General features: G+C 39.9%; 16 protein-coding genes. 6 read left to right on the forward strand and 10 right to left on the reverse strand.

Annotation, left to right across the window (positions count from 1 at the left end; translation table 11 throughout):
• Positions 1-205: 205 nt before the first annotated feature.
• Entirely contained in the window at positions 206-847 is a 642-nt protein-coding gene (locus tag B4G94_RS15290) for a 4'-phosphopantetheinyl transferase family protein (RefSeq protein WP_286859900.1), read from the reverse strand.
• Between the two features lies 1 nt (position 848).
• Positions 849-6,890, reverse strand: coding sequence for a non-ribosomal peptide synthetase (locus B4G94_RS15295; protein ID WP_286859902.1), 6,042 nt, complete (start codon positions 6,888-6,890; stop codon positions 849-851).
• A 106-nt stretch (positions 6,891-6,996) separates the two neighbouring features.
• Between B4G94_RS15295 and B4G94_RS15300 the strand changes: the two genes are divergently transcribed.
• From B4G94_RS15300 to B4G94_RS15315, 4 genes are all read left to right on the forward strand, one after another.
• The gene (locus tag B4G94_RS15300; protein ID WP_286859904.1) at positions 6,997-8,022 is read left to right on the forward strand and encodes a methyltransferase; all 1,026 of its coding nucleotides are present in this window, start codon (positions 6,997-6,999) and stop codon (positions 8,020-8,022) included.
• A 246-nt stretch (positions 8,023-8,268) separates the two neighbouring features.
• Entirely contained in the window at positions 8,269-10,224 is a 1,956-nt protein-coding gene (locus B4G94_RS15305; RefSeq protein ID WP_286859906.1) for a sensor histidine kinase, read from the forward strand.
• Between the two features lie 279 nt (positions 10,225-10,503).
• Positions 10,504-11,439 carry a 1-phosphofructokinase family hexose kinase gene (locus B4G94_RS15310; protein ID WP_108631938.1) on the forward strand — a complete coding sequence of 312 codons (936 nt, stop codon included), beginning with the start codon at positions 10,504-10,506 and terminating at the stop codon, positions 11,437-11,439.
• Positions 11,440-11,534: 95 nt separating this feature from the next.
• Complete coding sequence (locus B4G94_RS15315) at positions 11,535-12,248, forward strand: hypothetical protein (protein ID WP_108631939.1); 714 nt, start codon at positions 11,535-11,537, stop codon at positions 12,246-12,248.
• 42 nt (positions 12,249-12,290) lie between these two features.
• On the opposite strand, the gene B4G94_RS15320 is transcribed toward B4G94_RS15315, so the two are convergent.
• The 5 genes from B4G94_RS15320 to B4G94_RS15340 form a co-directional block, all read right to left on the reverse strand.
• Positions 12,291-13,301, reverse strand: a complete 1,011-nt coding sequence (locus B4G94_RS15320) for a YihY/virulence factor BrkB family protein (RefSeq protein ID WP_165306612.1) — start codon at positions 13,299-13,301, stop codon at positions 12,291-12,293.
• Between the two features lie 96 nt (positions 13,302-13,397).
• The gene (locus tag B4G94_RS15325) at positions 13,398-14,681 is read right to left on the reverse strand and encodes a hypothetical protein (protein ID WP_286859909.1); all 1,284 of its coding nucleotides are present in this window, start codon (positions 14,679-14,681) and stop codon (positions 13,398-13,400) included.
• Entirely contained in the window at positions 14,674-16,692 is a 2,019-nt protein-coding gene (locus B4G94_RS15330) for a hypothetical protein (protein ID WP_286859910.1), read from the reverse strand. The genes B4G94_RS15325 and B4G94_RS15330 overlap by 8 nt, the downstream gene beginning before the upstream one ends.
• 96 nt (positions 16,693-16,788) lie before the next feature.
• Positions 16,789-17,421, reverse strand: a complete 633-nt coding sequence (locus tag B4G94_RS15335) for a response regulator (protein ID WP_108631943.1) — start codon at positions 17,419-17,421, stop codon at positions 16,789-16,791.
• Positions 17,422-17,433: 12 nt separating this feature from the next.
• Positions 17,434-19,680 (reverse strand): tetratricopeptide repeat-containing sensor histidine kinase, encoded by a 2,247-nt coding sequence (locus tag B4G94_RS15340; RefSeq protein ID WP_286859912.1) that lies wholly within the window; start codon positions 19,678-19,680, stop codon positions 17,434-17,436.
• Positions 19,681-19,825: 145 nt separating this feature from the next.
• Between B4G94_RS15340 and B4G94_RS15345 the strand changes: the two genes are divergently transcribed.
• On the forward strand, positions 19,826-20,047 hold the full coding sequence (locus B4G94_RS15345) for a DMT family transporter (RefSeq protein WP_286859914.1): 222 nt from the start codon (positions 19,826-19,828) through the stop codon (positions 20,045-20,047).
• A 53-nt stretch (positions 20,048-20,100) separates the two neighbouring features.
• Entirely contained in the window at positions 20,101-21,396 is a 1,296-nt protein-coding gene (locus B4G94_RS15350; RefSeq protein WP_286859916.1) for a DEAD/DEAH box helicase, read from the forward strand.
• Between the two features lie 160 nt (positions 21,397-21,556).
• On the opposite strand, the gene B4G94_RS15355 is transcribed toward B4G94_RS15350, so the two are convergent.
• From B4G94_RS15355 to recQ, 3 genes are all read right to left on the reverse strand, one after another.
• On the reverse strand, positions 21,557-22,630 hold the full coding sequence (locus B4G94_RS15355) for an SGNH/GDSL hydrolase family protein (protein WP_286859917.1): 1,074 nt from the start codon (positions 22,628-22,630) through the stop codon (positions 21,557-21,559).
• 97 nt (positions 22,631-22,727) lie between these two features.
• Positions 22,728-23,543: a 3-deoxy-8-phosphooctulonate synthase gene (kdsA, locus tag B4G94_RS15360; RefSeq protein WP_286859918.1), complete on the reverse strand. Its 816-nt coding sequence runs from the start codon at positions 23,541-23,543 to the stop codon at positions 22,728-22,730.
• Between the two features lie 17 nt (positions 23,544-23,560).
• Entirely contained in the window at positions 23,561-25,750 is a 2,190-nt protein-coding gene (recQ, locus tag B4G94_RS15365; RefSeq protein WP_108631948.1) for a DNA helicase RecQ, read from the reverse strand.
• Positions 25,751-25,792: the final 42 nt, after the last annotated feature.

Consider the following 25,792-nt stretch of genomic DNA (forward strand, 5'->3'; position numbering starts at 1 on the left):
AGGAAAAGCTAATCGCAAGATTGGCTTTTCTTGTTTAAGCAGATTAGGATTCGAAAGAAGGGCCGGCCGGGTTCGATCCGTCGGAGGCTCAGGGATGTGCATGGGAACTGTGGGGCTGAGCCAANNAGGAAAAGCTAATCGCAAGATTGGCTTTTCTTGTTTAAGGGAATTAGGATTCTTTTGCCAACGTAAACGACTGAATAGATCATATAAAGTCAAGTTTAATCATTTTATAATCATGTTGCGTTTCTGAAGTCACTAGGTGGCCTGAATAATCCGTATCAAAAAATAGTTCATGACAAAACCAGTTGTTATTTCCAATGTGAACAATATCTTTTTTTACGCAAACTTTGTCCGGATCAGTTAGGAACCCTGTCCCTTCGGCTTTTAAAGCTGCTTCTTTTAATGTCCACATCCGATAAAATTCTCGCAATGGGTCAATTGCAGCCCTAATATATAGCCATTCCGTTGCATTCATGATTTGATGCATTTCTGAGAAATTGATTGGCTTCAACTCTTCAATGTCAATACCAACTTTCAATCCTTCTGCTATAGCGCAGAAAATATAATTACCTGAGTGACTTATATTAAAGTCGATATGGTCATACAGATAAGGCTTTCCAAAAGAGTTATATTTCACTTCGTCAAGAGATATATTTGGTATTCCGAAATCTCGCATGCCTTCGATTAACAATAATCTACCCAATAATTTTCTTGTTTTATCTTCTTCCAACTTATACCGTGAAATAATATCTCGAAATTTAATGGGTAGAAATGACAGCCACTGTGTTAGAATGGCTGTCTTATTTTCTGCGTTGAATTGGGTGTAAAATATTTTTACGCTCATTTTATAGCACACCTAGATATTTACAAAATGCCTCTACGCTGTTGCGATTAACTTTGGTGATCTCTATATCGCTATTTTTTATAAAGCGCTTGGTGTTGCTTATATCAAAATCAGGCGTATTCTGGTGAATCTCGATAAGCGACTTGTTGTCATAAGCTTTGAATTTAAATAAATTGAGGAGCGGATATAGCGGACTGTTTTCATCAGCTTCCCAGAGTGCCAACCAATCCTGATAAGGAACTGGCTGTAAGTCAAATTTAAATTCATGCCTAAGCATTTCAAAAAATTCCGTTACTGTCATGTTGTCTTTCGGTTCCGGACTTAAATGAAAAACCTCGCCTATTGATGCTGGATTTTTGGAAATATGTGCAATTGCCTTACTCACAAAATCAACCATAATCAGCTCTTCCTTCTGATTAACCAGCGTTGGATATTTTTTTAACTGAATACATGTTTTGATCAAGAGGGACCACCATTGATAACTCGCTGTTGCACCTGTCTTACTATGGCAAAAAACATAGCCAAGCCGGAAAATGACGATGGGAACACCTTGTTTGATCGCTTCTTGTGCAACTTGCTCCATGACCCATTTACTCTGGATATACCCCATGTCGCGGCTCAGATATTTAAAAGCACTTTTTATGTCGGTATCTTCCTTCAGAAGAGCTGGTTTGGTAAAATAATGTTCCCAGCTAAAAGCGCCTACGGTCGATAGCAAGGACAACTGTTTTAATTTGTGGGTTGTCACAAATCTGATCAATTTATGTAATGCGTCAACATTTGCTGCCCGCATATAAGAATATGGTTGTATAAAATTCACGGAACTACCAGCGTGGTATACTACATCAATGATTTTGGTTAAGTGGTCATAACTGTCGGCATCCAGTCCTAAAAACGGTTTTGCGAGATCTCCGCATAAATAATTGATGCGCGCTTCGTTGTAACTATCTAGTGAAATATGCTGGTCAGTCATGGTTTTTAACAGACGAATTTTGGCCTGTTTTTTATCTTCAGCACGAATTAATAAATATATGTCGGCCGTGGTTGACTTGAGCAGCTCAACTAAAATATTGATTCCAACAAAACCCGTTACACCGGTCAGCAGAATAGCACCAGGGTTTTCAAAATCTCCTTTCTCTACGGTGTTAAACATAAAAAAATCAGAAGGTATTGTCGCATCTTTTTTTATCTCTCCGCTCAACGGATCTTCTCCCAAGCCGTATTCGTGAATGTGTGGATTTGCATCCCTTTCTTCTATTAAATCCGCTAGCTTTCTGATCGTACTGTTTAAATAGAGTTCACCTAACGTGAGCTTATTTGGATATTCTGCATACAGTTTATTATAAAGTTTGGTAAGTAAGAGCGAATGGCCCCCAAGATGGAAAAAGTCATCCTCCAGACTTGTTATTTTGGATTCAAGAACCTCGTTCCAGATTTTTTTTATTGTTTTCTCATACTGATTTAGGCTATCTTCATCCAGATCTTTTGTTTCTTTAATCCTATCTTCGGCTATTGAAGAAAGCACCTGCCAGTCAATTTTACCATTTGTTTTCAAGGGTAAGTCTTCAATGTGGTAAATCTCATTTGGTATCATATAGGCCGGAAGTTTTTTGCTTAATTCATTTCTAAGATCTGAAGCTTGAGCCTGCCCTGTCACAAAAGCACGTAACAATTTCACATCTTCTGAAGACTGATGAACATGGACGGCCGCGTTTATTACCCCTTTCGTCTGACAGATTACTTTCTCTATNNCTCTGATCTTAACCTGATGATCAGATCTACCTACAAATTCGATCATCCCGTCTTCCAATAATTTAACTAAATCCCCGGTTTTATACATTTTCATGTAAAAGCCGGACTTTTCTTCAACAATTGAGTTTCGGATAAATTTCTCGGCGGTCAGTTCAGGATTATTCAGGTATCCGCGTGATAATTGAATTCCAGAAATGTAGAGCTCACCGACAACGTTTGCGGGAACAGGCCTTAAATATTGATCTAAGACATAGAAATGCATATTTTTGATCGGTCGACCGATGGTATTCTGTGGATGAATATCATCAAACCTAAACTGATTTACAGCTACGGTAGCCTCCGTTGGCCCATACATATTGAATAATTTCACCTGCTGTTTCCAATATTGACTGACATTCGGTGGACAGGTCTCCGCACCGGTACCAATGGTCTTTAATAACGGCAGCTTGAAGTCCTGTGGTATGGTAGAGAGTACAGATGGTGAAATGAAAGGGAGCGCAGTAATCGAATGCAGCGAAATAAACTCGGCAAGATGTGTACCAAGAAGTTTATTATTTGGATATAAATAGACCGTTGCCCCCTTTGTTAAGGGGATCCAAAGATCAATCATAGAGCCGTCGAAATTATATGCTGAAAACTGCAATGTGCTATCTTCTTTTTCGAGCGCCAGAAGGTTGCCATATTCTGTAATAAAATTTCCTAAGGACTGATGTGCTATCATGACTCCTTTAGGAATACCAGTGGTTCCGGATGTGTGTATTACATAGACGAGATCCTCGTCATTATGGGTATTGCAATAGCTTCGATTTATCAATTCGAAAGAGGTAGCTAACAGCTGCTCAATACTGAAAACATCGTATTGTAATTCAGTAATACTTTTCGAATGGTTTTCTGAGGCAATGATCGCCTTTGGTTTTACATCCGCGAGAATTAATCCGAGCCTTTCTAGGGGATAGCTCGTATCCAATGGGACATATGCTCCGCCGGCTTTGATGATGGCTAACAAAGAAATGATTCTTTCGATAGACTGTTCCTGGAAACATGCGACAAAGTCATTCGGTCGAATACCGAAAGCAATAAGTTGATTGGCAACATGACTCGACTTTTGGTCGAGATCATGATAAGAAATAGCTTGGCCAGAAATAATAAGCGCATTTTTAGCCGGAGTTTTTTTTACTTGTTCCTCAAAGAGTGCTATTAATTTTTTTGGCTTTTCCGTGAGCTGTGTTGATCTTATTTTCAAATCAGATAATAAAGATCCCAGCTTGATTTCTCCAATTTTCTGATTTGGATCTATGGCGATTGATTCGAGGATAAATATAAATGCCCTCGCCATTTCCCCGATTGTCTTTTCTTTGAATAGAGCGTTATTATAGTCAATATTAACCGTTATTCCTTTTTCTGTTGGAATAGCTTCAAACTGCAGATCAAACTTAGACTTTCCGTTAAAAACCCATTGAAAGTCTTTGGGGTTAACAGGTGCGATATTTTCTGTTTCTTCAGGTTGGGCCTGAAGTACAAAAACATGTTGGAATAAGGGATTATGCCCGGCGAAACGGTCCTTGATGACATGATTGACAATGGTTTCCAGCGGAACCGACTGATGCTTGAAGATTTCGGAAATCATTGTCCGATTGAGTTTTAACAGTTCTGAAAATTTGGGGTTATTCTCAATTTTCATGCGTATGGGAAGCATGTTGGCAAAATATCCTATCGCTCTGTCAAAAGGATAGGAACGGTTTGCCGTTGGGCTCCCGATACAAATATCTGATTGGCCACTGTAAAATTGCATCAGGAGACCAAAAGCGGACAGTAGCGTAGTGTATAAGGTAGTATTATTGTCCTGCGACAGGTTTTGTAACTTATCAATTAGATTTTCGCCCAGCTCAAAGTGGTATTGCTTTCCCTCATCTGTATCAACTGATCGCTTTTTAAAATCATGCGCAAGCTGAAGAACGGGAACTCCATCTAGGTAATTTTTCCAAAATTCGATTCCCTCTGCAAAATTTTGTCTGGATTGCCAATGTACGTAATTTCTATATTCATAATTTGTTATCGCTTCAAAATCTTGATCATCGATAATTTTCTGATAGAGGTCATTTAGCTCGTCAACAATAAGAGGCATTGACCAGCCGTCGGTAACGATATGGTGAATCATCAAAAATAATGATACAGGCCTATTATCTTTATAAATTACAGAGGCACGAATCATGTAATCTCTTTCTAAATCGAAGGGTATTCTAACAATCTTTTTTACATCATCAGGATGATGTAACTTCTCAAGCAGCCAATTCTTCTCGGTCATTAGAGACAGCAGGCTCGTTGAATCTTTCTCGTTTATAACCGTTCTTAAAATGCTATGTTTTCTGATCAATTGTCTAAAGGCTTTTTCTAAAACCTGGAACGAGACCTTTTCATCTAAAGCATAGACTGCTCCTACATGATACGCAACGCTTCCGTGCAACTTGTCCAAGAAATGGAGACCCTGCTGTTGAACGGATAACCTATCAAACGTACTGTTGTACAGGATGGGCTCATTTTTATTATTTTTTTTCTTGCTAATGTATTCTTCAAGCCCGTAAATGGTTGGATGTAAAAAAAGGTCCGCGGCATCAAGGTGGAGACCATATTTTTGACGAACTTGTGTTGTCAATCTGTATGCAAAAATGGAGTTGCCACCGAAGTGGAAAAAATTGTCATGGATGCCAACGGATTTCGTTTTTAAAATTTCGCTCCAGACTGATGCGATCTGCCGCTGAAATTCGCTGATGGGAGCAACGAAGGAATTTCTCTTTTCTTCAGTCAGTTTCAGTTCTTTTAAAAGAGATTTATCAATTTTTCCATTTGCGGTGAGTGGAAATGCATCTACTTCCAAAAATTTGGATGGAATCATGTAAGAAGGCAACCTTTCGAAGAGATAGTCTCTTAGATCGTGAGCCAACGTATTCTTGTTCGGGAAATTTTTATAATAACACACCAACTGCTTCTCCCCTAGTTCCTCTCTAACAATCACTACACTGTTTTCTGAAAGCCCAGATTGCCGGATATTTTCTTCAATCTCAGTAGGTTCGACTCTAAAGCCCCTTATTTTGACCTGCTGGTCAGCCCTTCCAATAAATTCAATCGTACCGTCCGCTGATGCGCGAACGAGATCTCCTGTTTTATAAATCTTTACAGGTTCTCCCTTTGGGGTAACATAATGTAAAAATCTTTCCGATGTCAGCTTTGGTTGATTATAGTATCCCCTGGAAACCTGTATGCCACCAATGTATAGCTCTCCAATTTCATTGTGTTGAACGGTTTCCATCTGTTCATTTAAAATATAAAAATCAACATTAGGAAGAGGTTTTCCGATGGTATTTATAGGATGTTCATCATCAAATTTAAATCCGCAGACAACAACAGTCGTCTCTGTAGGGCCATAAATGTTAATTAGTTCAACTTTCTGTTTCCAATATGCTATGACGTTTGAAATCGGAGCTTCGCCGCCCGTACAGATTTTTCTTAGGTTTCCTATAGGTCTATCTTGCGGCAGAGTTGCCAATATGGAAACTGGCAAATAAGGTAGGATAGTTATTTTATTCTTGCAGATGAATTCTAAAAGTGGTTCACCAACAATTCTGTTATCGGGATAAAGATATACTGTAATTCCCAATGAGAGGGGAACCCATAAATCCAAAACAATCCCATCAAAATTTGAAGAGGAAATATTGAGGGCAACATCTTCTTCCCCGGCCTTTAGAAAATCGCCGAATGATCTAATAAAATTTTCCAGGCCGATATGTTCTGCCATGACAGCTTTTGGTTGCCCCGTACTTCCGGATGTATAAGCTAGGTAGGCGATCCCTTTTTCAGTAGAACGATCGATTTTTTCCGGCTCTATTTTTTCGAATTCATCCTGCTGTTGGTCAATAAAAATAATTTCTCCTGTATAAAATTTAAATTTTTCCGAAAATTCTTTTGTTGTAAAAAGTATCGGACTATTTGTTTCTTCTAAAATATGCGTAAGTCTTGTTTCAGGATATAACGGATCGAGCGAAACATAAGCGCCACCCGATTTCCAGATCGAAAGCATAACGATCACCTTCTCAATGGATTGATTAAGACAAAAGCAGATGGGGACATTTGTGGATATCCGCCGAAGCTTCAAATAGTTTGCAATTTGGTTCGATCGCACTTCCAGCTCTGAGAACGAAATTTTGTTTCCTTCGAAAATAAGAGCCGTCTTTTGGGGATTGAAACTTGCTGAAGTTTCAAATAAAGATAAAACTGACGATTTTTGTGTTAACATTTTGTTTACTTTGATTTATTATGGCATTTATTTTTGTTGTAACATAAAATTATAATAAAAAATAATTAAATTCACACATTATTGAATTTAATTATATTATTTTTTTATGGAAAGATTACTTGAACAACCACAACTGACCTTTAAAATGTATGAATTGATCAGCGGATACTGGGTGGCATGTTGTATACATGTCGTAGCACAACTAAGTATAGCGGATATACTACTAAAGGGTCCCAAAACACTAGCTGAACTCGCTGCAGAAACACAGTCAGATGCAAAATCGTTAAGTCGCCTATTAAGAGCCGTTACTAGTGTCGGAATTTTTACAGAGAAGGAAGACTGTACCTTTGAACTGAATGATTTTGGAGCAACTTTACTTAGTGATGTTCCCGGTTCGGTAAAACCTTGGGCATTAGCAAATATGGGAGAACATTATCCTGCTTTCGGCGCATTAACATATGGTGTGCAAACAGGAAAGGTGCCATTCGAACATGCGCATGGAAAACCTGTCTGGGAATATTATAAAGATAATCCGGCACGTGGCGCCAATCTTGCAAAAGCAATGGCCGGAATGTCAGGTGCTGTCCTTAAAACTATTATTGATGCCTACGATTTTAATCCATACAAAAAAATGGTTGATATCGGGGGCGGGAACGGAGCCCTTATGTTTGCCGTGTTGGACGCATCACCCACAAGTACAGGAATTATTTTCGATGAGCAGTATGTGATTGATCAAACGAAAAAACTGATCCCGGAGCAACTAAAGAACAGATGTACGACCATAGGGGGGAGCTTTTTTGATGAGGTTCCATCTGGAGCAGATTTATACATGACAAAATGGGTCATCCATGACTGGAATGACGACGAAGCTATTATTATCTTAAAAAATATACAAAAAGCCATGCAGCCTGATGCAAAATTATTAATCATAGATTCCGTCATTCCAGATGATTCTAGAAATCGTCCTCATGCAGGAAAACTTTTGGATATCAATATTCTAGCGATGACCACTGGACAAGAACGGACGCTGAGTGAATTTAAGACAATTATCGAAAGAGCTGGGCTCAAATTTAACAGGTTAATTGAAACTGAAACTGAAATTTCAAGTATAATTGAGTGCGGGAGATATTAAGTTTTATAGCATCAGTTCCCCCCCAAAAAAGCTAATCTTTTGATCCGCTTTTTTGGGAGGCTAACAGGTTTTTACCGAATATCTTCTAAAAGTGTTTTATGCCAAAAGGACTTTACCCTCCTAAAAATGGGAGGGCAAATTTAATGGTTTATCTGTATTGCGATAGTTGCCAAAACTTAATATGTTTGTCAATGGATAGAGCTTGTCATTTTAAAACACTGATCAGCACGCAATTACTAGCTCCCAATGAAGAAACTCCTTTTCCATTTGATCTATGCGATGCTTTCGCTACCGCTGGCATATAGTCAAGAGACTGGTACGATAGATAGTTTAAGAACTGAATTTATGGCGGCCAAATCCGACACCGCTAAACTTTCACTCTCGAATAAGCTCACCCGAGAATATTTTATGCGTGGAGATAGTAGTTCTGCCTTTCAATATGGCTATAGATCGCTAGCGCTGTCAAAAAAAACGAAGGTTCCGTTATATCAGGCAAAGGGCAGACAGATCATGGGTTATCTGCATACGATATTGATCCACCTGGACAGTGCGGAGTACTATAACAATCAGGTTATCCAGATCTTAAAAAATGCAAAATCCAATGAGGAAATGCGGGTTGTCGCCTATGCGAAAAATAACTTAGCAGCCAACTATCAGGTTACCGGGCACCTCAAAAAGTCAGCTAAGTTATTAATTGACAACCTCCCCATATTTGAAAAAATAAAAGATAATAGGCTTTATCATGTAACTTTAGAAAATATCGCTGCCACCTTTAATGAACTGGAAGACTTTGAGAAAGCGACATTTTATATTAAAAAGGGAATCGATTTTCTGAATAAAAATAATTTTGATGAAGAACATAAAATTGGTACTTATCTCATAGCCAGTTTGATTGCCTATGGCCAGAACAATCTTTCATTGATGAAAAATCACTTGGATCAGGTGAAATCCTATTTGGAGCATGTGGGCCCAACCACATTATACTCAGGCCGGTATTATTCCTATCTGACTTGGTATTATGTAAAAAAGAAGGACCTAAATAAAGCAAAGGAAGCCATTACACAGGCGGGAAAAGCGCTCGATAAGCTGAAGAGCAGAACCAATTATTATGATTTTTACAATTCCCAATATGAGCTTGCCTATTTCGCCGGAGAGTACAAAAAAGCGCAACGAGCTGCACTCACATTATATGAGATGGCAAAAGAAGACGATCGGAAATCGGTCGCAGCAAAACATGCGCAGGATGTTGCTCTTCTGGCTAGCATGTCCGGTGATTATAGGACAGCCTATGATTTTCAGAAAAAATATTCGGATATCTCAGATAGCACGAAATTTGAAAATATGGAAGTTGAGATTCAGGATCTGGAAATTGACTATCAAACAGCAGAAAAAGAGAAGCGAATAGCTTTATTGGAAAATGAGAAACGGGAGGCCACACTGAAAAACAAAAATCAGGTTTTGCTTAATTTAGTTTTGGGCATCGGCGCGTCCGCACTTTTAGTCATCCTGTTTTTTCTTTTCTATGTGTTAAGAACAAATAAAAAAAATAATAAAAAACGGCTGGAAGAAATTGAAAAAGATAAGGAATTAGAGATAGCACAGGCTCTCCTGGAAGGTGAAGACCGTGAGCGCATGCGGCTCGCCCGGGACTTACATGATGGCATTGGCGGAACCTTGAGTGGTATAAAACTAAAACTTTCCGATCCAAGCGGAGATAAAGCAATTAAGGTACAGCATGCAAATGAGCAATTAGGCATCGCTATTGGTGAGCTCAGAAGAACCGCAAGGGGGATGATGCCCGAAAATCTTCTAAAAAACGGACTTGCAACAGCAGTGCATGACTTATGCGCGGATAGAATAAGCTCAGAAGTGCAGATAGAGTTTCAGTCCAATAGTTTATTCGCTGAACTTTGTCCAAATAATACCGTTCATATTTACCGTATTGTGCAGGAATTATTAACGAATGCGATCAGGCATGGTGAGGCTAAAAATATTCTTATCCAACTTATTCAAGAAAAGGACAGCATTTTAATCACGGTAGATGACGATGGTAAAGGATTCGACCCGACAAAACTTGCAAATGCGTCGGGAATTGGCTTGAAGAATATCCAGAATCGGGTTAATTTTCTCAAAGGGAAATTGTCGATAGATAGTACGCCCGAACATGGTACCTCAGTAAATATTGAGACTTATGTGCGATAAAGAACTGATTATCGTTTTCTAGATGAAAACCCAATAGTATTACGGAATTCAAAAGATTAGCCAAAAAAATCGCTCCAATGGGAAAGTGATCGACATCTTGCCTCTTTCGCTGTTTACTGATATTATTCGGCCCAAATCTGTAGACTTACTGTTGGTGGACATGTTTCTCGACAATGGCTGTTTATAGAAATTTAACGTGGGCAGCATCATTGCATTATTATCGCTTGTTCCTAGCAACAATATGCTAGGAAAATCCTAAATTTAAATAAAAGCAATCGGATGAAAAAAACTGTTTTAACCATAACATTAAACCCCTCGGTCGACAAGAGTACCAGCGTTCAAAATATTGTTCCCGAAAAGAAATTGCGCTGCGATCGCCCAAAGTATGAAGCTGGCGGTGGCGGCATTAATGTAAGTCGGGCGCTCAAGCGACTTGACATACCTTCAGATGCACTTTTCACATCTGGCGGAAAAACGGGCAGTATGCTCGAGAATTTATTGAAAAAGGAAGATCTCGATATCCTACCCGTGCATTTAGGCAGTGAAACAAGGGAAAATTTTATCGTAGTAGACAAGACCACTAATCAACAATACCGATTTGGATTTCCAGGTGAGGCGTTTTCAAAAAATGAACAGGATGAGATTCTGGCTCTTATCGACCAAATAAGCCCAGCACCGGATTTTGTCGTCATTAGCGGTAGTCTCCCCGGCGATGTTCCTGCTGACTTTATTGGACTTCTTATCAATAAATATAAAGCGAAAGGAAGTAAGGTAATCGTGGATACTTCAGGCGATGCACTGAAAGTAGCACTTAAAGAAGGAGTATTTTTATTGAAACCCAATGCCGGTGAGTTGGCGGCCCTTGTTGGAAAAGAGGAACTGGAAAACGCCGATTTAGATCACGCTGCTCAACAGATCATTATGCAAGGTCAAGCCAACATTGTTGTCGTCTCTTTGGGCGCTCAAGGGGCTGTATTGTACACCGCGACAGAAAAAATTCAGATGGTACCACCACTTGTAAAAATACGGAGTACTGTCGGTGCCGGGGATAGTATGGTTGCTGGCATGGTATCCGTCTTGGTCAACCAGGGCACAACTGAAGAAATACTCCGTATGGGAATCGCATGCGGTTCGGCCACCACAATGGCTGAAGGAACTGCGCTCTTTCAAAAGAAAGATGTTGACAGGTTGTATAACGAGGTCAGAAAACAATAAAAATGTAAACCTCTGCTGGCGCTTAGCCTGTCTTATCATTGTTGGTTGCTAACTTACAAAAAGGAGATTTTTAACCTATTCAGTTACCATTATCTATGCATTTTAATAAAATTCAGCACCAAAATCTTTTTGCCTATCGAAGATTACGCAGGGCGATCGGTTATTTGGGCATTTTTTTACCCATTATCTTAGTATTACTTTCGCTATTCAAGTTTTTCGGTACCGGTATCCAACCTTCCATAAGTCACTATTACTTCTCGAACCTGCGGGAAATTTTTACCGGAACATTATGTGCTGTAGGTCTATTTTTAATTTGTTATAAGGGTAATGGCAACAAAGTCTTCTGGAAGAACGATAACTACCTCACAAACCTTGCGGGATTCATGGCTATTGGAGTTGCGTTTATACCGACGGATCCGATCGGCACCAGCTGTACACAATGTACATTGATCTCTTTTGGCTTAAAGGAACTGCATTATGGATTTGCTGCAGTGCTTTTTCTCACTTTTGCCTTCCTCTCTATTCACGTATTTACGATTGGCCAGGCGCTCAATACAGCAATTCCAATCAGCATGGTCAATGAAAATAACATCTACAGATTTTGCGGCTATGGTATAATCTTTTGTATTGCCTTAATCCCATTTAAGCTTTTTGAGTATGCCACATTGGTCTTTGAAGCACTTTCACTGTTTCTATTTGGCACTTCATGGCTTATTAAGGGACGGGCCTTGGGTGACAAAGGTATTATTGGCAGAAAATTGTATCGTGAGCAAAATATCATAGACACCGAAGAAACGGTGCCTCAATAGGAATTTAGCAGCTGCTCCCCTCCCCGACAACCTCCGCCTAGCTCATGGCGTCCTAGCTCCGGAATCAGATTTCTGATCAGATACGACCTGTTTCTCCTCCTGCGTAAGCGGGGCTGGAGGAATCTCTCCGCCCGAGCGTTCGATCTCCTGAGTTTCGACATGTACCGCAAATTGAGCCGGCTCAATCGGAATACCCATCACTGTTGCATACTCTCTGGTGTAGATCGCTCCAAAATATAATATAGCAGCCGTATAATACACCCATAGTAAAATCAGGACAAAGGAACCTGCAGCACCATAGGTATCCTGAGTTGCCGAATGTTCCAGATATATTCCAATCAGGTAACGGCCCAGCACAAATAAGATGGAGGTAAATAGGGCTCCTGCACGTACATTACGCCACTGAATATTGACGTCGGGAAGAACCTTAAAGATAATGCTAAAAAGTACGAATATAATACCAAACGATAATGCAAAATTGATTCCGTCAACCAACATGACGGTCATGTCAGGAAAATAGCGCTGTAACTGTCCAGTCAATGCCAAAATTATACCATTGATGATCAGGGTAACCACCAGTAAAAACCCTAGGCCGATGACTAAGGAAGAAGATAACAAACGATCCTGAATTAACTTCAACCAGCCTTTCTTTGGCTTGGCCCGCACATGCCAGATTTTATTGATCGAATTTTGGATATCCCCAAATACACTTGTTGCCCCTAAGATCAGGGTGATACTACTGATCAGCAGGGCCATATTGGATTTGCCCGATAGTTCGAGATTTTGAATAACTTCCTGAATCTGTTTGGCGGCACTGTTACCGACTAATCCCCGTAACTCCATAAATACCTTGCCTTCAATGGCATCTTCGCCGTAAAATATGCCCGCTAGGGAAATGATCAACACGAGTATCGGGCCAATGGAAAAAACGGTATAGTAAGATAAGGAGGCACTATATTTCATGGAATCTTCATTCAGAAACCCGGCAACTGAACTCTTCAAAATTCGCCAGTAGGTCTTTATTTTACTTCGACTTTTAGTCCTTATATCCATATTGATGGTCTTTTTTAATATGAATAAACCACCTACTGGCAAAGAATGTTTTGGATTTACGAAGAAACGCTGCCGGGTAACTCGCGAATTCCCTTGTTATTCATACGAATAATCCCGAATGGTCCCCTGAAGAATAAGCTGATTGGACCGGACAACTTTCAAACTCAGATCCATATCCGATGCAATGGCCTTTAGCATTAAAACGGGAGGCACTTTGAGGCCATTCGGCCAGTCTGCAAGATGAATCGCCAAGTGCGAAAGACTATTGGTCTTCGCGTATTTTGACTGTAATTTATCTATCGTTGGGGCAGTAGATAAGATACTGACCTGATCATCTCTTTTCTGAAACCATTGGTAAAATAACTTATTGGGCAAAAATTTTGGTAATCCTGCATCACCTCTTACGCTCAACCTAACATTAGGCACTTTACTTTCATAAGGGGTTTTCTCCTCCACGGTTTCAAAATTGTCGTTGACGGCATAATTAATAATGGTATCCGTTTGTACAACTTGATTATTCAACACTTCAATGTCAACATAATCCCCATTTGCATGCGCCATAATCGAGTCCGCGGCTAACGGTAGATCAACAAGAATATCCTTTATCAGGGTTTTCAAACGTTTGTCCGGAAAATTGACCCAGCCTTTGCCAATATAATCCGCATCGACCAGCTCACGGACAAGATATTCTTGCGGAAAATTCCATGTATTTGACTGAAGCTCCCCCATAATCTCAATGCGGCTGCCTTTCAGGTCAAATTCAATGAAATTTTTTGTTGAAATATCGCTATAACGCAACGATTTACGTGTTAATTCACTTGGATGGTTAATGAAACTTTCAATGGAGATACGATCAGAGTCTGATTGGATTAAGCGGAGCATTTCTTGCTTCTTTTTGTCAAGATGAAAGCCCAGTCCTACCAGTAGAGCGTCACCTTTCCAGACAAATGCTATTTTATTCGCCTCCTGATATGCATAATTTACTCCCGGAGCAGCATTATTTTCAATGGAATCCACAGAAAGGCCTTCTTTTAAAAAGGTCAGAAATTGCTTTTCATTTATCAGATCCAAAAATGCATAAAAGTTCTTCGCGCTATCTTCAAGAGAAAAAAGAAATACATTGGCCTTGATATCGATTCCATTATCCTTTAGCTTAGTCAATTTTTTAGCGAAGTCCTGTCCTCCTTTCGGTGCCGTCTGCCAATTATCAAAGAGTTGGTTGAGCAAAATATCATCCAATGAGATGGTTAATAATGCCTTACTCTTTTTATGAACGACAGATTTATACGACTGCTGCTGTCGAACGATATAGATGCCCCAGCCTATTATCGCTAATCCTACGATAATTCCTAAAGTCCAAATTATTCCTTTTTTAATCATTGTCAGTTACATCAATTGGTTCATCCAGGTTGTATTTTTCATCCGGCACAATTCCATCTAGCAATTGGTTGATCACAAACTGTAGCGCATTGTTTGCCTTTGTCGGTAACTCTAGTTGCAAATCTGTTTCCAATCTATCACCAACAATTCCTTTCGAACTCAACGTAAAATTACCATAATTATTCAATTCATCTAATGTAGCGCGCCAACTATTGCCCAATACGAGATTCAAATCTTTTGTTAACCCTGGTATTTTCTTTGTTTGGAACGCCGCAGAAAATTTACTTCCTTTCATAAGCTTAACAAAAGATGCATTGGATTTGGTCGAATAGCTATCTTTGTGCAAAATTTTATTTAGCTGCAGGCTATCATTGCTGATCATCACCAGATCTTCATGGAACATCAGGTATAAAGGAAATTCTTTGCCATTGCCTTGTTTGATTTTGTAGATACCTCCAGCAAAGCTTGCATCGGCCTTTGATACCGCGACATCCAATGCCTTTTTAAAAATCCTTTGATCTTCAGATGTAAACATCCAGATAAAAGACGGTACTCGCTCCTCCTTGGTTTTATGAACCTCCTTTACATCGTAATTATCGTCATAATCGTAATCAACATAGTCGATCTTTAAATTAGTGATTCCATTGACGACAACCAAATTATCGCCGGGCATAATTTTGGCGATAGCCTTTTCATCCAGTGCAATTTCAAGTCCAAGGGCCATAAGCTCAAGTACCTCATTTTCTTTTCCAAAATATTTTTTCAGGTTTTTTGTAAAAAATACTGGTATTTCCTTCAGGTAAGCTTCGGTGTTCACATTGACATTAAAATATGCGAATGTTTCCGCTGTTAGATACTTAGCGAACTTCGGATTGGGCTTCCTGGCGTACAATTTTTTGGTTAGGCTTATCAAGTCTTTTCCCAAAGTCACGCTGGTTTTCAGCATAATTTTATTGCGTTGCTGGGCCAGATCAAAAAACATGTCCCTATATCCTCTTTCCAAAGAAAAATTACTGGTATTATAATAAGCGTCCACAATCGAGCGGACAGAATGAAGCTCGTTATAAAAGCCGTCAATTTTTGGTAGCCACACACGCACAAGATCGATATTTTTTACTAATCGAGCCTGCTCCTGCGCACTTATATCTGGATATTTACCACTCAATAATTGCTCTTGTTCATGCAGCAGCCATTTTTCCAACAATATATTTTTAATGGAATCATTTCGTCTATTCACTTCCTCAAAAGTCGTATCAAGTGAATCATAGTTGATAGGGTTGTCATAAATCTCCAACGGTTCTCCTTCCTCTTGCTGTAGCTCAGTTTGCAATGTATCAAAGTCAAATGCGTCCCACTCCATTGTGGCCGAATCCGTTAATACAGAATCAGCACAATTAGCAGCAGCCTCATCTGCCGCAGTAGCAGCAGATACCGCAGCTGCGGCATAATCTATATTTTCAATACCATATACCCCTGCGATAGAATCGTTGGCAAAATAAGTTGGTCCAACCTCTCCCTTCAGCACTCTAAGTTCCTTTGCATTCCAAGCGAGCAATTGACCATCCGCCGTTCTAAGTCGGCTATAACCGTGCAAGACCGGAAGCGAAGTCCCTTCCATCTTCAGCAATCTTTCAAAGTGATCGATATCAGCGATCGGGAGAATCAGCTCGCCATACAGCAAACTATCCCTATTATTTCTGTAATATACAGCGACACCTTTTGCGTCGACGCCAGTCTGCTGAAAATCATTTTGCAGATCAAGGTCTTTCTTTTCAAAGTATTTGAAAAAACCAATACGATCCAACAATTTATTCAATGTGGCAGCCTCAGCGGATTCAACGACCTTGGCTAAATTAATAGCCACTACTGTATTCGAGCCATCGGGTATTTTGCTCACAGATCCCTGCGCATAAACGGTACCGAAACCAGCTCCCAAGCACAATACTACGCCAAAACCATAACGAAGCAGTCTTCTTCCCCAATAACTCGACAAACAATTTGATATAACCATACATTTGATACTTTCTACTACTTATCTATCGCATCAAAAGTATCAAATGCAAGAGGCTATTCTCATCCCTGAATTCAGGTAATTCGAGGATTTCCTTTAAGCTTCTCGTATCAAACCGTATTCTATGGCAGATTTCACCGCCGCGGTCACACTTTTTGTCTGAAATTTTTCCATTAAATTTTTACGATGGCTTTCCACGGTGTGTGAACTGATAAATAAGGATTCAGCAATCTGATTGGTTGTCATTCCTTTAGCCACAAAGGTCAGTATCTCTTTTTCGCGACGGGTAAGTTTGGGAACTTGCTTTAGTCCAGCTTCCGTCTTCTTATTGAGTATAACCTGGGTTTTCGCACAGATGTAGCGCTTACCGACCAAAACATCGGATATAGCGGCAATGATTTCCGTGCCGGTTGCATTTTTTTGAAGATAAGCATCCGCCCCCTCATTTAATATACTGTTGATTACAGCCAGTTCGTTATGAACACTAAAAGCTATAATTTTTAGTTCTTTATAGTTCTCTTTCAATCCCTTTACCAGATCAATTCCATTTGCATCTGGAAGGTTGATATCCAGTAACAATACAAGCGGCGCATCCGATGCAATGTTTTTGGATAAGTCCAGAGCACTTGCATACATACCCACCACCTCAAAATCTTCATGGGTATTAATAATATTTTTTAGTCCCTCCAACAAAAGAGGATGATCATCTGTAATCGCTATCTTTATCATTTTACACTATAATTAAACAAGCGGCATTTCAATTTCTATCGTAGTTCCCTCACCTGGCGCGGACATAATCTTCATATCACCATGTAGAAAAGAAAGCCTTGACTGTATGTTGTGCATTCCTGCGGAATGTTGCAAATCTATCTTTTCGGTATCAAATCCCTTGCCATCATCTTCTATCGTTATATGTAAACGCTCATTGTGTACAGAAAGTTGTATGATGATATTGCTTGCTTCGGCATGCTTCAATGCATTGTTCACAAGTTCCTGAATGATTCTGTACAACGAGATCTGGTGCTCTACACTTAAATTGGATTCAAACTGAAGAAATTCGCACTCTACCTGACAATTCGGCTGACTCATCCGTGCGGCATAATCCCTTAGGGCTTCCTGTAAACCGTATTTCACAATCAGATCCGGCATCAGGTTATGTGCGAGTTTACGAAGCTCATCGACGGCATCATCCAATAGTTCAATACTCCGCGTAATGCCCTCCTTCACTGCGGGCTGATTGGCTCCCTTATCGCTGAGCGAGGACAACCCAAGTTTTGTACTCGACAATAATCCCCCCAAACCATCATGTAAATCCCGAGCTAAACGTGTCCGCTCTTTCTCTTCTCCGGCCAGCATGGCGGTCAGATTTTTGATAGCATGTTGCTGGTTATTCTTCTCGATTTCAAGGCCATGTAGGTGCTCCTTTTGCCTCAACGTGTTGGAACGCTGCCAATAGGCATAAAAAAGTAAGATAACAGCAATTAAACAACTAATAAATAACCAGATATAGATCGAGTTCATACGCGATTTAAAAGCAATTTCCTGTTTGGAGACATCAAGTTCCTGCAATCGCTGTCCATTTTCCAGGCGGCTTAATTGCAGGTCTTTTTCCTTTTTGTCTCGTTCCAGCTGAAGTACTTTCAACTGTTGCGTCCGATTTAGTTCGTTTAGCTTTAAATTCTCGACCAATTGATTTTGTCGGTCATTAAGGGCTTTCATCAACTTGATCTGTTGTTCTTTTTTCTCCCCTTCCAATCGCAACCGCATTAATTTTTGGTTCTGCAGTTCCCGTTCATATTTAATTTCAAGTTGTTTGGTTTTATCCAGCTTATCTGAATTGAAAGCCTCCTCGAACACTTTGATATAACTCTTTTGATACTGAAATGCTTCCTCATATCTACCTTCTTCGACGCTCACTTCAGCAAGTCTACTGTAGAGACTGAGCCCTACCTGGTAATCGTAATTTGGTTCCCGCTGTAAGTTATATAGCGCCTGCTGTAAATACTTTTTTCCCTGATCCCGACGTCCATTTTTGAATGCTTCATCAGCCAATATGCCATAAGCTGGTACAGTAAGCGAATATTGTCCGGTCTCCTGCGCAATTTGCAAGGCTTGTTGAGCAAATGAAGTGGCTTTTTTAGCCGAATTTTCGGGATAGAATTCGTGATATAGATTCGCTAAATTAACGGAAACATAGGCCATATCCGTTGGGTTAATAAGATTCTTCTGGTTATTCTTAGCTATTCGATAAGCTTCGAGATAATGTTCCTCAGCTTTCTTCAATATGTTTGGGTCCGTTCGATCTGACCGATATTCTTCCTCAAACAGATAACCTGCCTGCATATAGGCATCGAACAAACTATTTATATTTCGGCCGGCTTTGGCTGTCTCCAGCAAAAGGTTTGTGTACTTCTCCTGAAAATCATAATTCCGCTGATTGGCGTAAATAGCTGTTAACTCCTTATAAATAGCCAATTTCCGCGCTATGTTGGCATCTGTTTGTGGTGCCTTTTCCAAAAAGGTAATTGCTTTGTGAAACTGTGAAACCGCCTGATCCTCTTTGCTCTGTCTTGTCATAATCCAGCCATCACAATAATAAACATACCCCTTGGTACTGTTGTCATTGATAATGGGCAGCACGGACTTTGCATGCTCCAGATAAAAACGTGATTTCTCAAAGAGATGATCGTTGTAGCTATTCATTGCTGCAATGCAATTTAAATAAGCGTAGTACTGTTTATCCGGATAATTTTTGGCCAGTTGAATATTATCGTTGAGCAACTGACTTGCCAATGCTTTCTCATTCGCAAAATATAGCGCCTGTGCATATTTTCCGGTCAGCAGAAAACGCTCTTTACTTCCTAAGGGAAGATTATAATATGATTTCTGTAGCTCCTGCAACTGCTCCTGTGCGTACAGCTGACAGCAAGAGAATAGGAAAACTAAGCATATAATAAAGGTTTTAAAAAAAACATGAATACACCCCATAAAGTCTATTAATTCCCATTAGTGGATTGGTCAAACTTAGATAAATTTACTTTTATAAACAATTATAATTGCTGCCAAAATCTGCCAAAACCACATAGATCCGCGTCATTTGCGCCATTTCAATAGCCACAATTTCGCAATTACAATGCCCTATACTTACTCTTCGCTATCGCAGCTGAAATTTTTGCCACCACTTTTACCAGTAGGTGCCTCCCATGCAATCTGGTCGGGCATTGGTATTGTCGTCATCACATTGATTGGTATGATTTTATTCAAACATATTCCAGATACAGTTGTAGTGATCGGAATGTTACTGATTTTCGCCAGTGTTATTATTAATGTATTCTCAAAAATGGACACACATTAGCTGATCTCAAAAGTAAATGTGTATTTTTGCAACTTACATAAACTATAGGATACGTGTCGTTAGAGAAACTAAAACTAAGCAAAAGATTGACTGCAACAATGACCGAGCTCGGTTATTTGGCTCCAAAGGAAATTCAGAGTAGGTGTATTTCCAGAATTCTTGGCGGACAAGATGTGATTGCGATTGCTCCTGAAGGTGCTGGCAAGACTACAACTTATGTATTATCGACCTTGATGAAATTAAAGTTCACAAATGATGAAGCACCTAAGTTTTTAATCCTTGCTCCCAATGAAGAGCGCATCGACGAGATCGTTGAAAAATTCTATCAACTCAGCAAAAATAGAGATCTTCGCATCATCGGCTTACGGGCTGGCGGAAGTATGGAAGAGGAAATAGAAGAATTAGTTGCCGGAAAGGATATTGTCGTAGCAACACCTAACCGTGCGCGGGCAATCTATCTCAAATTAGCCCTCAATCTGAACCGTATCCAAACATTAATTATCGATGATGCAGAAGAAATCATCAAACAGGGAATGCAAAATCCTGTAAGGGAATTGGCCGAAAGCTGTGGTAAAGTACAACATCTGGTCTTCAGTACCGTTGCGCATCAGAAACTATATGACATGATAGATACGCATCTAAATGAGGATTATGCATTGGTGGAAGTCGATGAACTGGAAAGCGAAGCCATTGACACCTTGGATCTTTTATTGTATCAGCTTCCCAATTTCACCACCAAGATAAATTTGTTAAATTATCTTTTGCAGGATAAAGAAGTTTTTCAGAAGGTGATTGTTTTCGTAAATTCAAAGCTTACGGCACAAAAGTTGGCAACGAGCTTGTTTCAACAGAACAAAACGGAGATCGCAATTTTAAATCCATTGTTTTATGATGATTTTGGGTACGATACAACAGCAGATTTTATAGAAGACGAACAAGCCCGCGTATTGATCATTGCCCGCGAAAATACCAATGCGGTTGATCTCGCCAATATCCCTTTTATTTTTCAATTTGAATTACCGAATGAAAAGGAGGAATTTTTAAACCATTTAGTCAAAAATGAACAGAATGAGGATAGCGTGGTATTGACATTTTCGACCGATCTGGAACTTCCTATGGTCAGAAAAATAGAACAGGCCGTCGGCAAGAGAATGGACGTATTGGACCTGCCAGAAGATCTTCAGATCTACAATCCCGCAAATGATAAAAAGAAAAAAGCAACTAAGGAAGAACAGGAAGATAGTTCCCGTGGTGGAGCATTTCATCCAAAGAAGGAAAGCAATGCAAAAACTTTCAATTATGGCGGGGGTGAAAAAGCAAAGATGACGATGAAATTGAAAAAGAAATAAAAAAAGGAAGTTAAAACTTCCTTTTTTTCTGCATGTATCTTTTTTATTGATCCGTATTTATTATTCCGGTATCCATGAGCTCGCCAAGTCCGGATGATTGCCCAGGAAAAATACTTCAATGGATTTTCATCGCTTTTATACTTGTGAAAGCAAAAATGTTTTATTTTAGCACTTTCTTCAGCAGCTTAATATAAGCATTCGCGATACGTTCCATCCCCTGATCATTCGGATGGGCATAATCTACCGTAGAATTTAAGTCCAGCCCCAATTCGCCACTGGATAGCATAAAAAGCTGGCGAACACCCTGAGACTGTAATTTTTCAAATGTTGCTTTTAGTACACGGCTGCTCTGTTGGTATTCTTTATTTTTATCTTCATTAAAAACCGTATGAATATTTCCCGAACTGTGCTGTGTTAAGATGATAGGCGTTGTTGGATGCTTTTTTCTCAGGTAGGTAACTGCGTTGACCAATAAGGAGTCCAGCTGTTTTTCTGTCAGTGATTTTGTAATCGCGAGATTGGGGATACAGTCCAAAACATAACATGCTGCGTCCACTTGATTCATGACATTTAGGATAGGCTGTTCAAGACGGCCGTTCCCCGAAAAGCATAAATTCACCACTTCGTTATCGAAAGCACGCCCTACCTGACTTGTCCAGGCAAGTCCCGGGCGACTGGTACATGCCCCCTGACCGATAGAGGTCCCGTAGACCACAATGGGTTTTAACGTAGCTGTATGTGTATAGGTCAATTTCGCATGCCCCGGAATACCAATCTTCAGCCATTTAACTGTATTATATAAAGGAAGGTATAAACGATAATTAAAGTTATCATTGTTACCAATATTTTTCCAGGTGTAAGAAATGGTATCCGAAAAATGATAATTACCATAGGCCCATTTCCAGTCTTTATTGGTTCTATCGTATGCGTAGAGATCCAGACCACTCACACCTGTAGTAGGCATGTGGGGCATATTTAATCCACCAGCAACTTGATATTGCACTGTTATTTCTGACGCCGATGTCTGAAAATCAATGTAGACTCCGGCAGCATTTTGCCCCAGCTCCCATACGGGTTTACGGACCTGCTTCTCCAGTTCATCTGGAAGTCGGCTAAAAGCGGTCAGCGTTTGGTTGTCAAGCCGGCCTTCGACGTGTTTATCTTCAAGCGGGGAAAACCAGGTATAATTTTGCTGTCCTTTGACAGCCGAAAGCGAGAACAGCATGAATGCCATGAAAGAAACTTTTGAAAACATGCGGTAATTTAGATCTAAGTTTGATTGATTAAAAAAGGAGCCTATTGGCTCCTTTCTATTGCGATTTATTATTATACTATAAAATAGCTTGTCTAACACGTACTAATTTTTCCATCAGTCCTTCGAGTAGGTCAAGGTGCAACATGTTTGCGCCATCAGATTTTGCATTTGCAGGATCAGGATGGGTCTCAATAAATAGGCCGTCAGCACCCACAGCAATCGCTGCTTTGGCAATGGTTTCGATCAATGCTGGCTTTCCGCCAGTTACTCCGGATGTCTGATTCGGTTGTTGAAGTGAATGTGTACAATCCATTACTGTGGGTACATTAAAGGAACGCATTTCAGGAATCCCCCTGTAGTCAACAATCAGATCCTGGTAGCCAAAGGTATTCCCACGGTCTGTCAAAAAAACTTTCTCATTGCCAGACTCCACAATCTTATCTACAGCAAACTTCATGGATCCGGCACTTAAAAATTGTCCTTTTTTTACATTAACGACTTTATTGGTTTTTGCCGCAGCGACCAATAGATCCGTTTGTCTGCATAAAAATGCCGGGATCTGAAGGACATCGACATATGCTGCTGCCATTTCTGCCTCGTGGCTTTCATGGATATCCGTTACGGTCGGAACACCGAAAGTCTTCCCGACTTTCTCCAAAATTTTCAATGCTTTTTCATCACCGATACCCATAAAAGAATCCAAACGCGAGCGGTTGGCCTTACGATACGAGCCTTTGAAAATATAAGGGATATTAAGTTTATCTGTAATAGTAACAATTTTTTCAGCAATCCGAAAAGCGATTTCCTCACCCTCAATCGCACATGGTCCTGCCATTAAAAAGAAATTCTGCGAAGTTCCATTCTTTATTTCAGGAATGTATTTGTTGATCATATAAATTATATAAAATTTTAATTACCCAATTCAGATAAGAATTTGATACGCATCAATTGGAGATCTTCAAACGTATAATCGTCTCCTCCCAATTCTTTAAGCGCATCGTTGATCGAATCAGTTTCAGCTGTTTTAAAGTAATCGTATACTTCATCCTGACGATCCTCATCGATAATCTCATCTATAAAATAATTGATATTTATCTTCGTACCGGCATTAACTATCGTTTCGATTTCCTTTAATATTTCCTCGTAGGTAATCCCTTTTGCCGCAGCAATATCATCCAGAGCGATCTTGCGGTCAATATTTTGGATAATCGCCACTTTCAGTGCAGATTTATTTGCTGTACTTTTGATAACCAGGTCTACAGGACGGTCGATTTCATTTTCCTCCACATAGTCTTTAATCAGCGCAATAAAGGAAGCGCCAAATTTAATCGCTTTACCATTTCCTACACCTTGAATCTGTTTTAATTCGTCAATATTGACGGGATAATGTGTACACATTTCTTCCAAAGAAGGATCTTGAAAGATAACAAAAGGTGGCAGGGATTTACTCTTGGCAATCTTTTTACGCAGATCTTTGAGCATACCCAGTAAAGTGGTATCAAGCGCTCCGGTACCATGACCGGCATCTTCTCCACTTGTACTCTCTCCGCCCTCAATAGGACGGTTTAAAACAAACTTTAACTGATATGGATTGTCCAGATAACGTCGGCCAATGTCGGTCAGTTTCAGTAAGCCATAATGATCAATATCTTTCTCAATGAAATTATCCAGTACAGCCTGTCTTACCAAAGATTTCCAATAAATGACGCCTTTGTCTTTTCCTGAACCGAACAAGCGGTGTTCGTCATGCTTATAGGAAGATACAGGTTGATTGTTCTGTCCGATCATTACATTAATGACATGATGATCATCAAATTTCTCGCCCTGCTCCTTAATAAAGCCTAATATGTCTTTTAAGGACTCTTCGGCTTCAAAATATTCTTTTTCCGAACGACAATTGTCGCACATGTTGCTACAGCCCTGTTCGTCAAAATTTTCACCGAAATAATGAAGAATCTGTTTACGGCGGCAGACCGCTGATTCGGAATAATCAATAACTTCTTTAAGTATCTGTGTACCGATCTCACGTTCGGCCACAGGTTTATCTTTCATGAATTTCGTCAGCTTCTCCACATCTTTCTCTGAGTAGAAAGCCAAACAGTAGCCATCTCCTCCATCCCGGCCTGCCCGGCCAGTTTCCTGGTAATAGCCTTCCATGGATTTCGGAATATCGTGGTGAATAACATAGCGGACATCCGGCTTGTCAATCCCCATTCCAAAAGCAATTGTAGCGACAATCACTTCTACATCTTCCATCAGAAATTTATCTTGTGTATCAGCTCTGGTCTTCGCATCAAGTCCGGCGTGATACGGCAGTGCCTTGATCCCATTCAGGTTCAATACCTCACTTATTTCCTCCACCTTTTTTCTGCTCAGGCAATAGACGATACCCGTCTTACCGGATTTTGTCTTGATAAACCGTACAATTTCTTTGACGACATCTTTTTTGGGACGTACCTCATAGTATAAATTGCTTCGATTGAATGATGATTTGAACAATACTGCATCATTCATCTGTAAGTTTTTGCGAATATCGGATTGCACTTTTGGAGTAGCTGTTGCTGTCAAGGCAATAATAGGAATATTCGCCCCTATCTCATTAATAACCTGACGTATTTTACGATATTCCGGTCTAAAGTCATGTCCCCATTCGGAGATACAATGCGCTTCGTCCACGGCCACAAAAGACACGGTTATCTGATGCAAAAACTCGACATTATCTTGCTTTGCAAGTGACTCCGGAGCTACATACAGTAACTTGGTCTTGCCCGCAAGCACATCCTCCTTTACCCGGGTGATTTCACTCTTGTTCAGTGAGGAGTTCAAAAAATGAGCGATACTGTCTTCGCCGCCGAATGCACGAAGCTGATCAACTTGGTTTTTCATTAAAGCAATCAACGGGGAAATTACAATTGCGGTTCCCTCACTCATGAGTGCTGGCAGTTGATAACAAATTGATTTCCCTCCCCCGGTTGGCATAATAACAAACGTATCCTTCTTTTGAAGAATACTGGTTATAATAGCCTCTTGATCTCCTTTAAAAGTATCAAAACCAAAAAAATCCTGTAAATTGTCGAAAAGTGATTTTTCTATTTCCATTGCGCCTTGGGCAAAAATAAGATAGATAAATGAAGAAATAAT

Source organism: Sphingobacterium sp. UBA7625, assembly GCF_002484085.1.
Lineage (GTDB): Bacteria > Bacteroidota > Bacteroidia > Sphingobacteriales > Sphingobacteriaceae > Sphingobacterium > Sphingobacterium athyrii.

Excerpts from the sequence above, each read along its gene's own strand:
- B4G94_RS15290 (WP_286859900.1), bottom strand. The coding sequence starts at position 847 with ATGAGCGTAAAAATATTTTACACCCAATTCAACGCAGAAAATAAGACA.
- B4G94_RS15300 (WP_286859904.1), top strand. The coding sequence starts at position 6,997 with ATGGAAAGATTACTTGAACAACCACAACTGACCTTTAAAATGTATGAA.
- B4G94_RS15305 (WP_286859906.1), top strand. The coding sequence starts at position 8,269 with ATGAAGAAACTCCTTTTCCATTTGATCTATGCGATGCTTTCGCTACCG.
- B4G94_RS15310 (WP_108631938.1), top strand. The coding sequence starts at position 10,504 with ATGAAAAAAACTGTTTTAACCATAACATTAAACCCCTCGGTCGACAAG.
- B4G94_RS15315 (WP_108631939.1), top strand. The coding sequence starts at position 11,535 with ATGCATTTTAATAAAATTCAGCACCAAAATCTTTTTGCCTATCGAAGA.
- B4G94_RS15320 (WP_165306612.1), bottom strand. The coding sequence starts at position 13,301 with ATGGATATAAGGACTAAAAGTCGAAGTAAAATAAAGACCTACTGGCGA.
- B4G94_RS15325 (WP_286859909.1), bottom strand. The coding sequence starts at position 14,681 with ATGATTAAAAAAGGAATAATTTGGACTTTAGGAATTATCGTAGGATTA.
- B4G94_RS15330 (WP_286859910.1), bottom strand. The coding sequence starts at position 16,692 with ATGGTTATATCAAATTGTTTGTCGAGTTATTGGGGAAGAAGACTGCTT.
- B4G94_RS15335 (WP_108631943.1), bottom strand. The coding sequence starts at position 17,421 with ATGATAAAGATAGCGATTACAGATGATCATCCTCTTTTGTTGGAGGGA.
- B4G94_RS15340 (WP_286859912.1), bottom strand. The coding sequence starts at position 19,680 with ATGGGGTGTATTCATGTTTTTTTTAAAACCTTTATTATATGCTTAGTT.
- B4G94_RS15345 (WP_286859914.1), top strand. The coding sequence starts at position 19,826 with ATGCCCTATACTTACTCTTCGCTATCGCAGCTGAAATTTTTGCCACCA.
- B4G94_RS15355 (WP_286859917.1), bottom strand. The coding sequence starts at position 22,630 with ATGGCATTCATGCTGTTCTCGCTTTCGGCTGTCAAAGGACAGCAAAAT.
- kdsA (WP_286859918.1), bottom strand. The coding sequence starts at position 23,543 with ATGATCAACAAATACATTCCTGAAATAAAGAATGGAACTTCGCAGAAT.
- recQ (WP_108631948.1), bottom strand. The coding sequence starts at position 25,750 with ATGGAAATAGAAAAATCACTTTTCGACAATTTACAGGATTTTTTTGGT.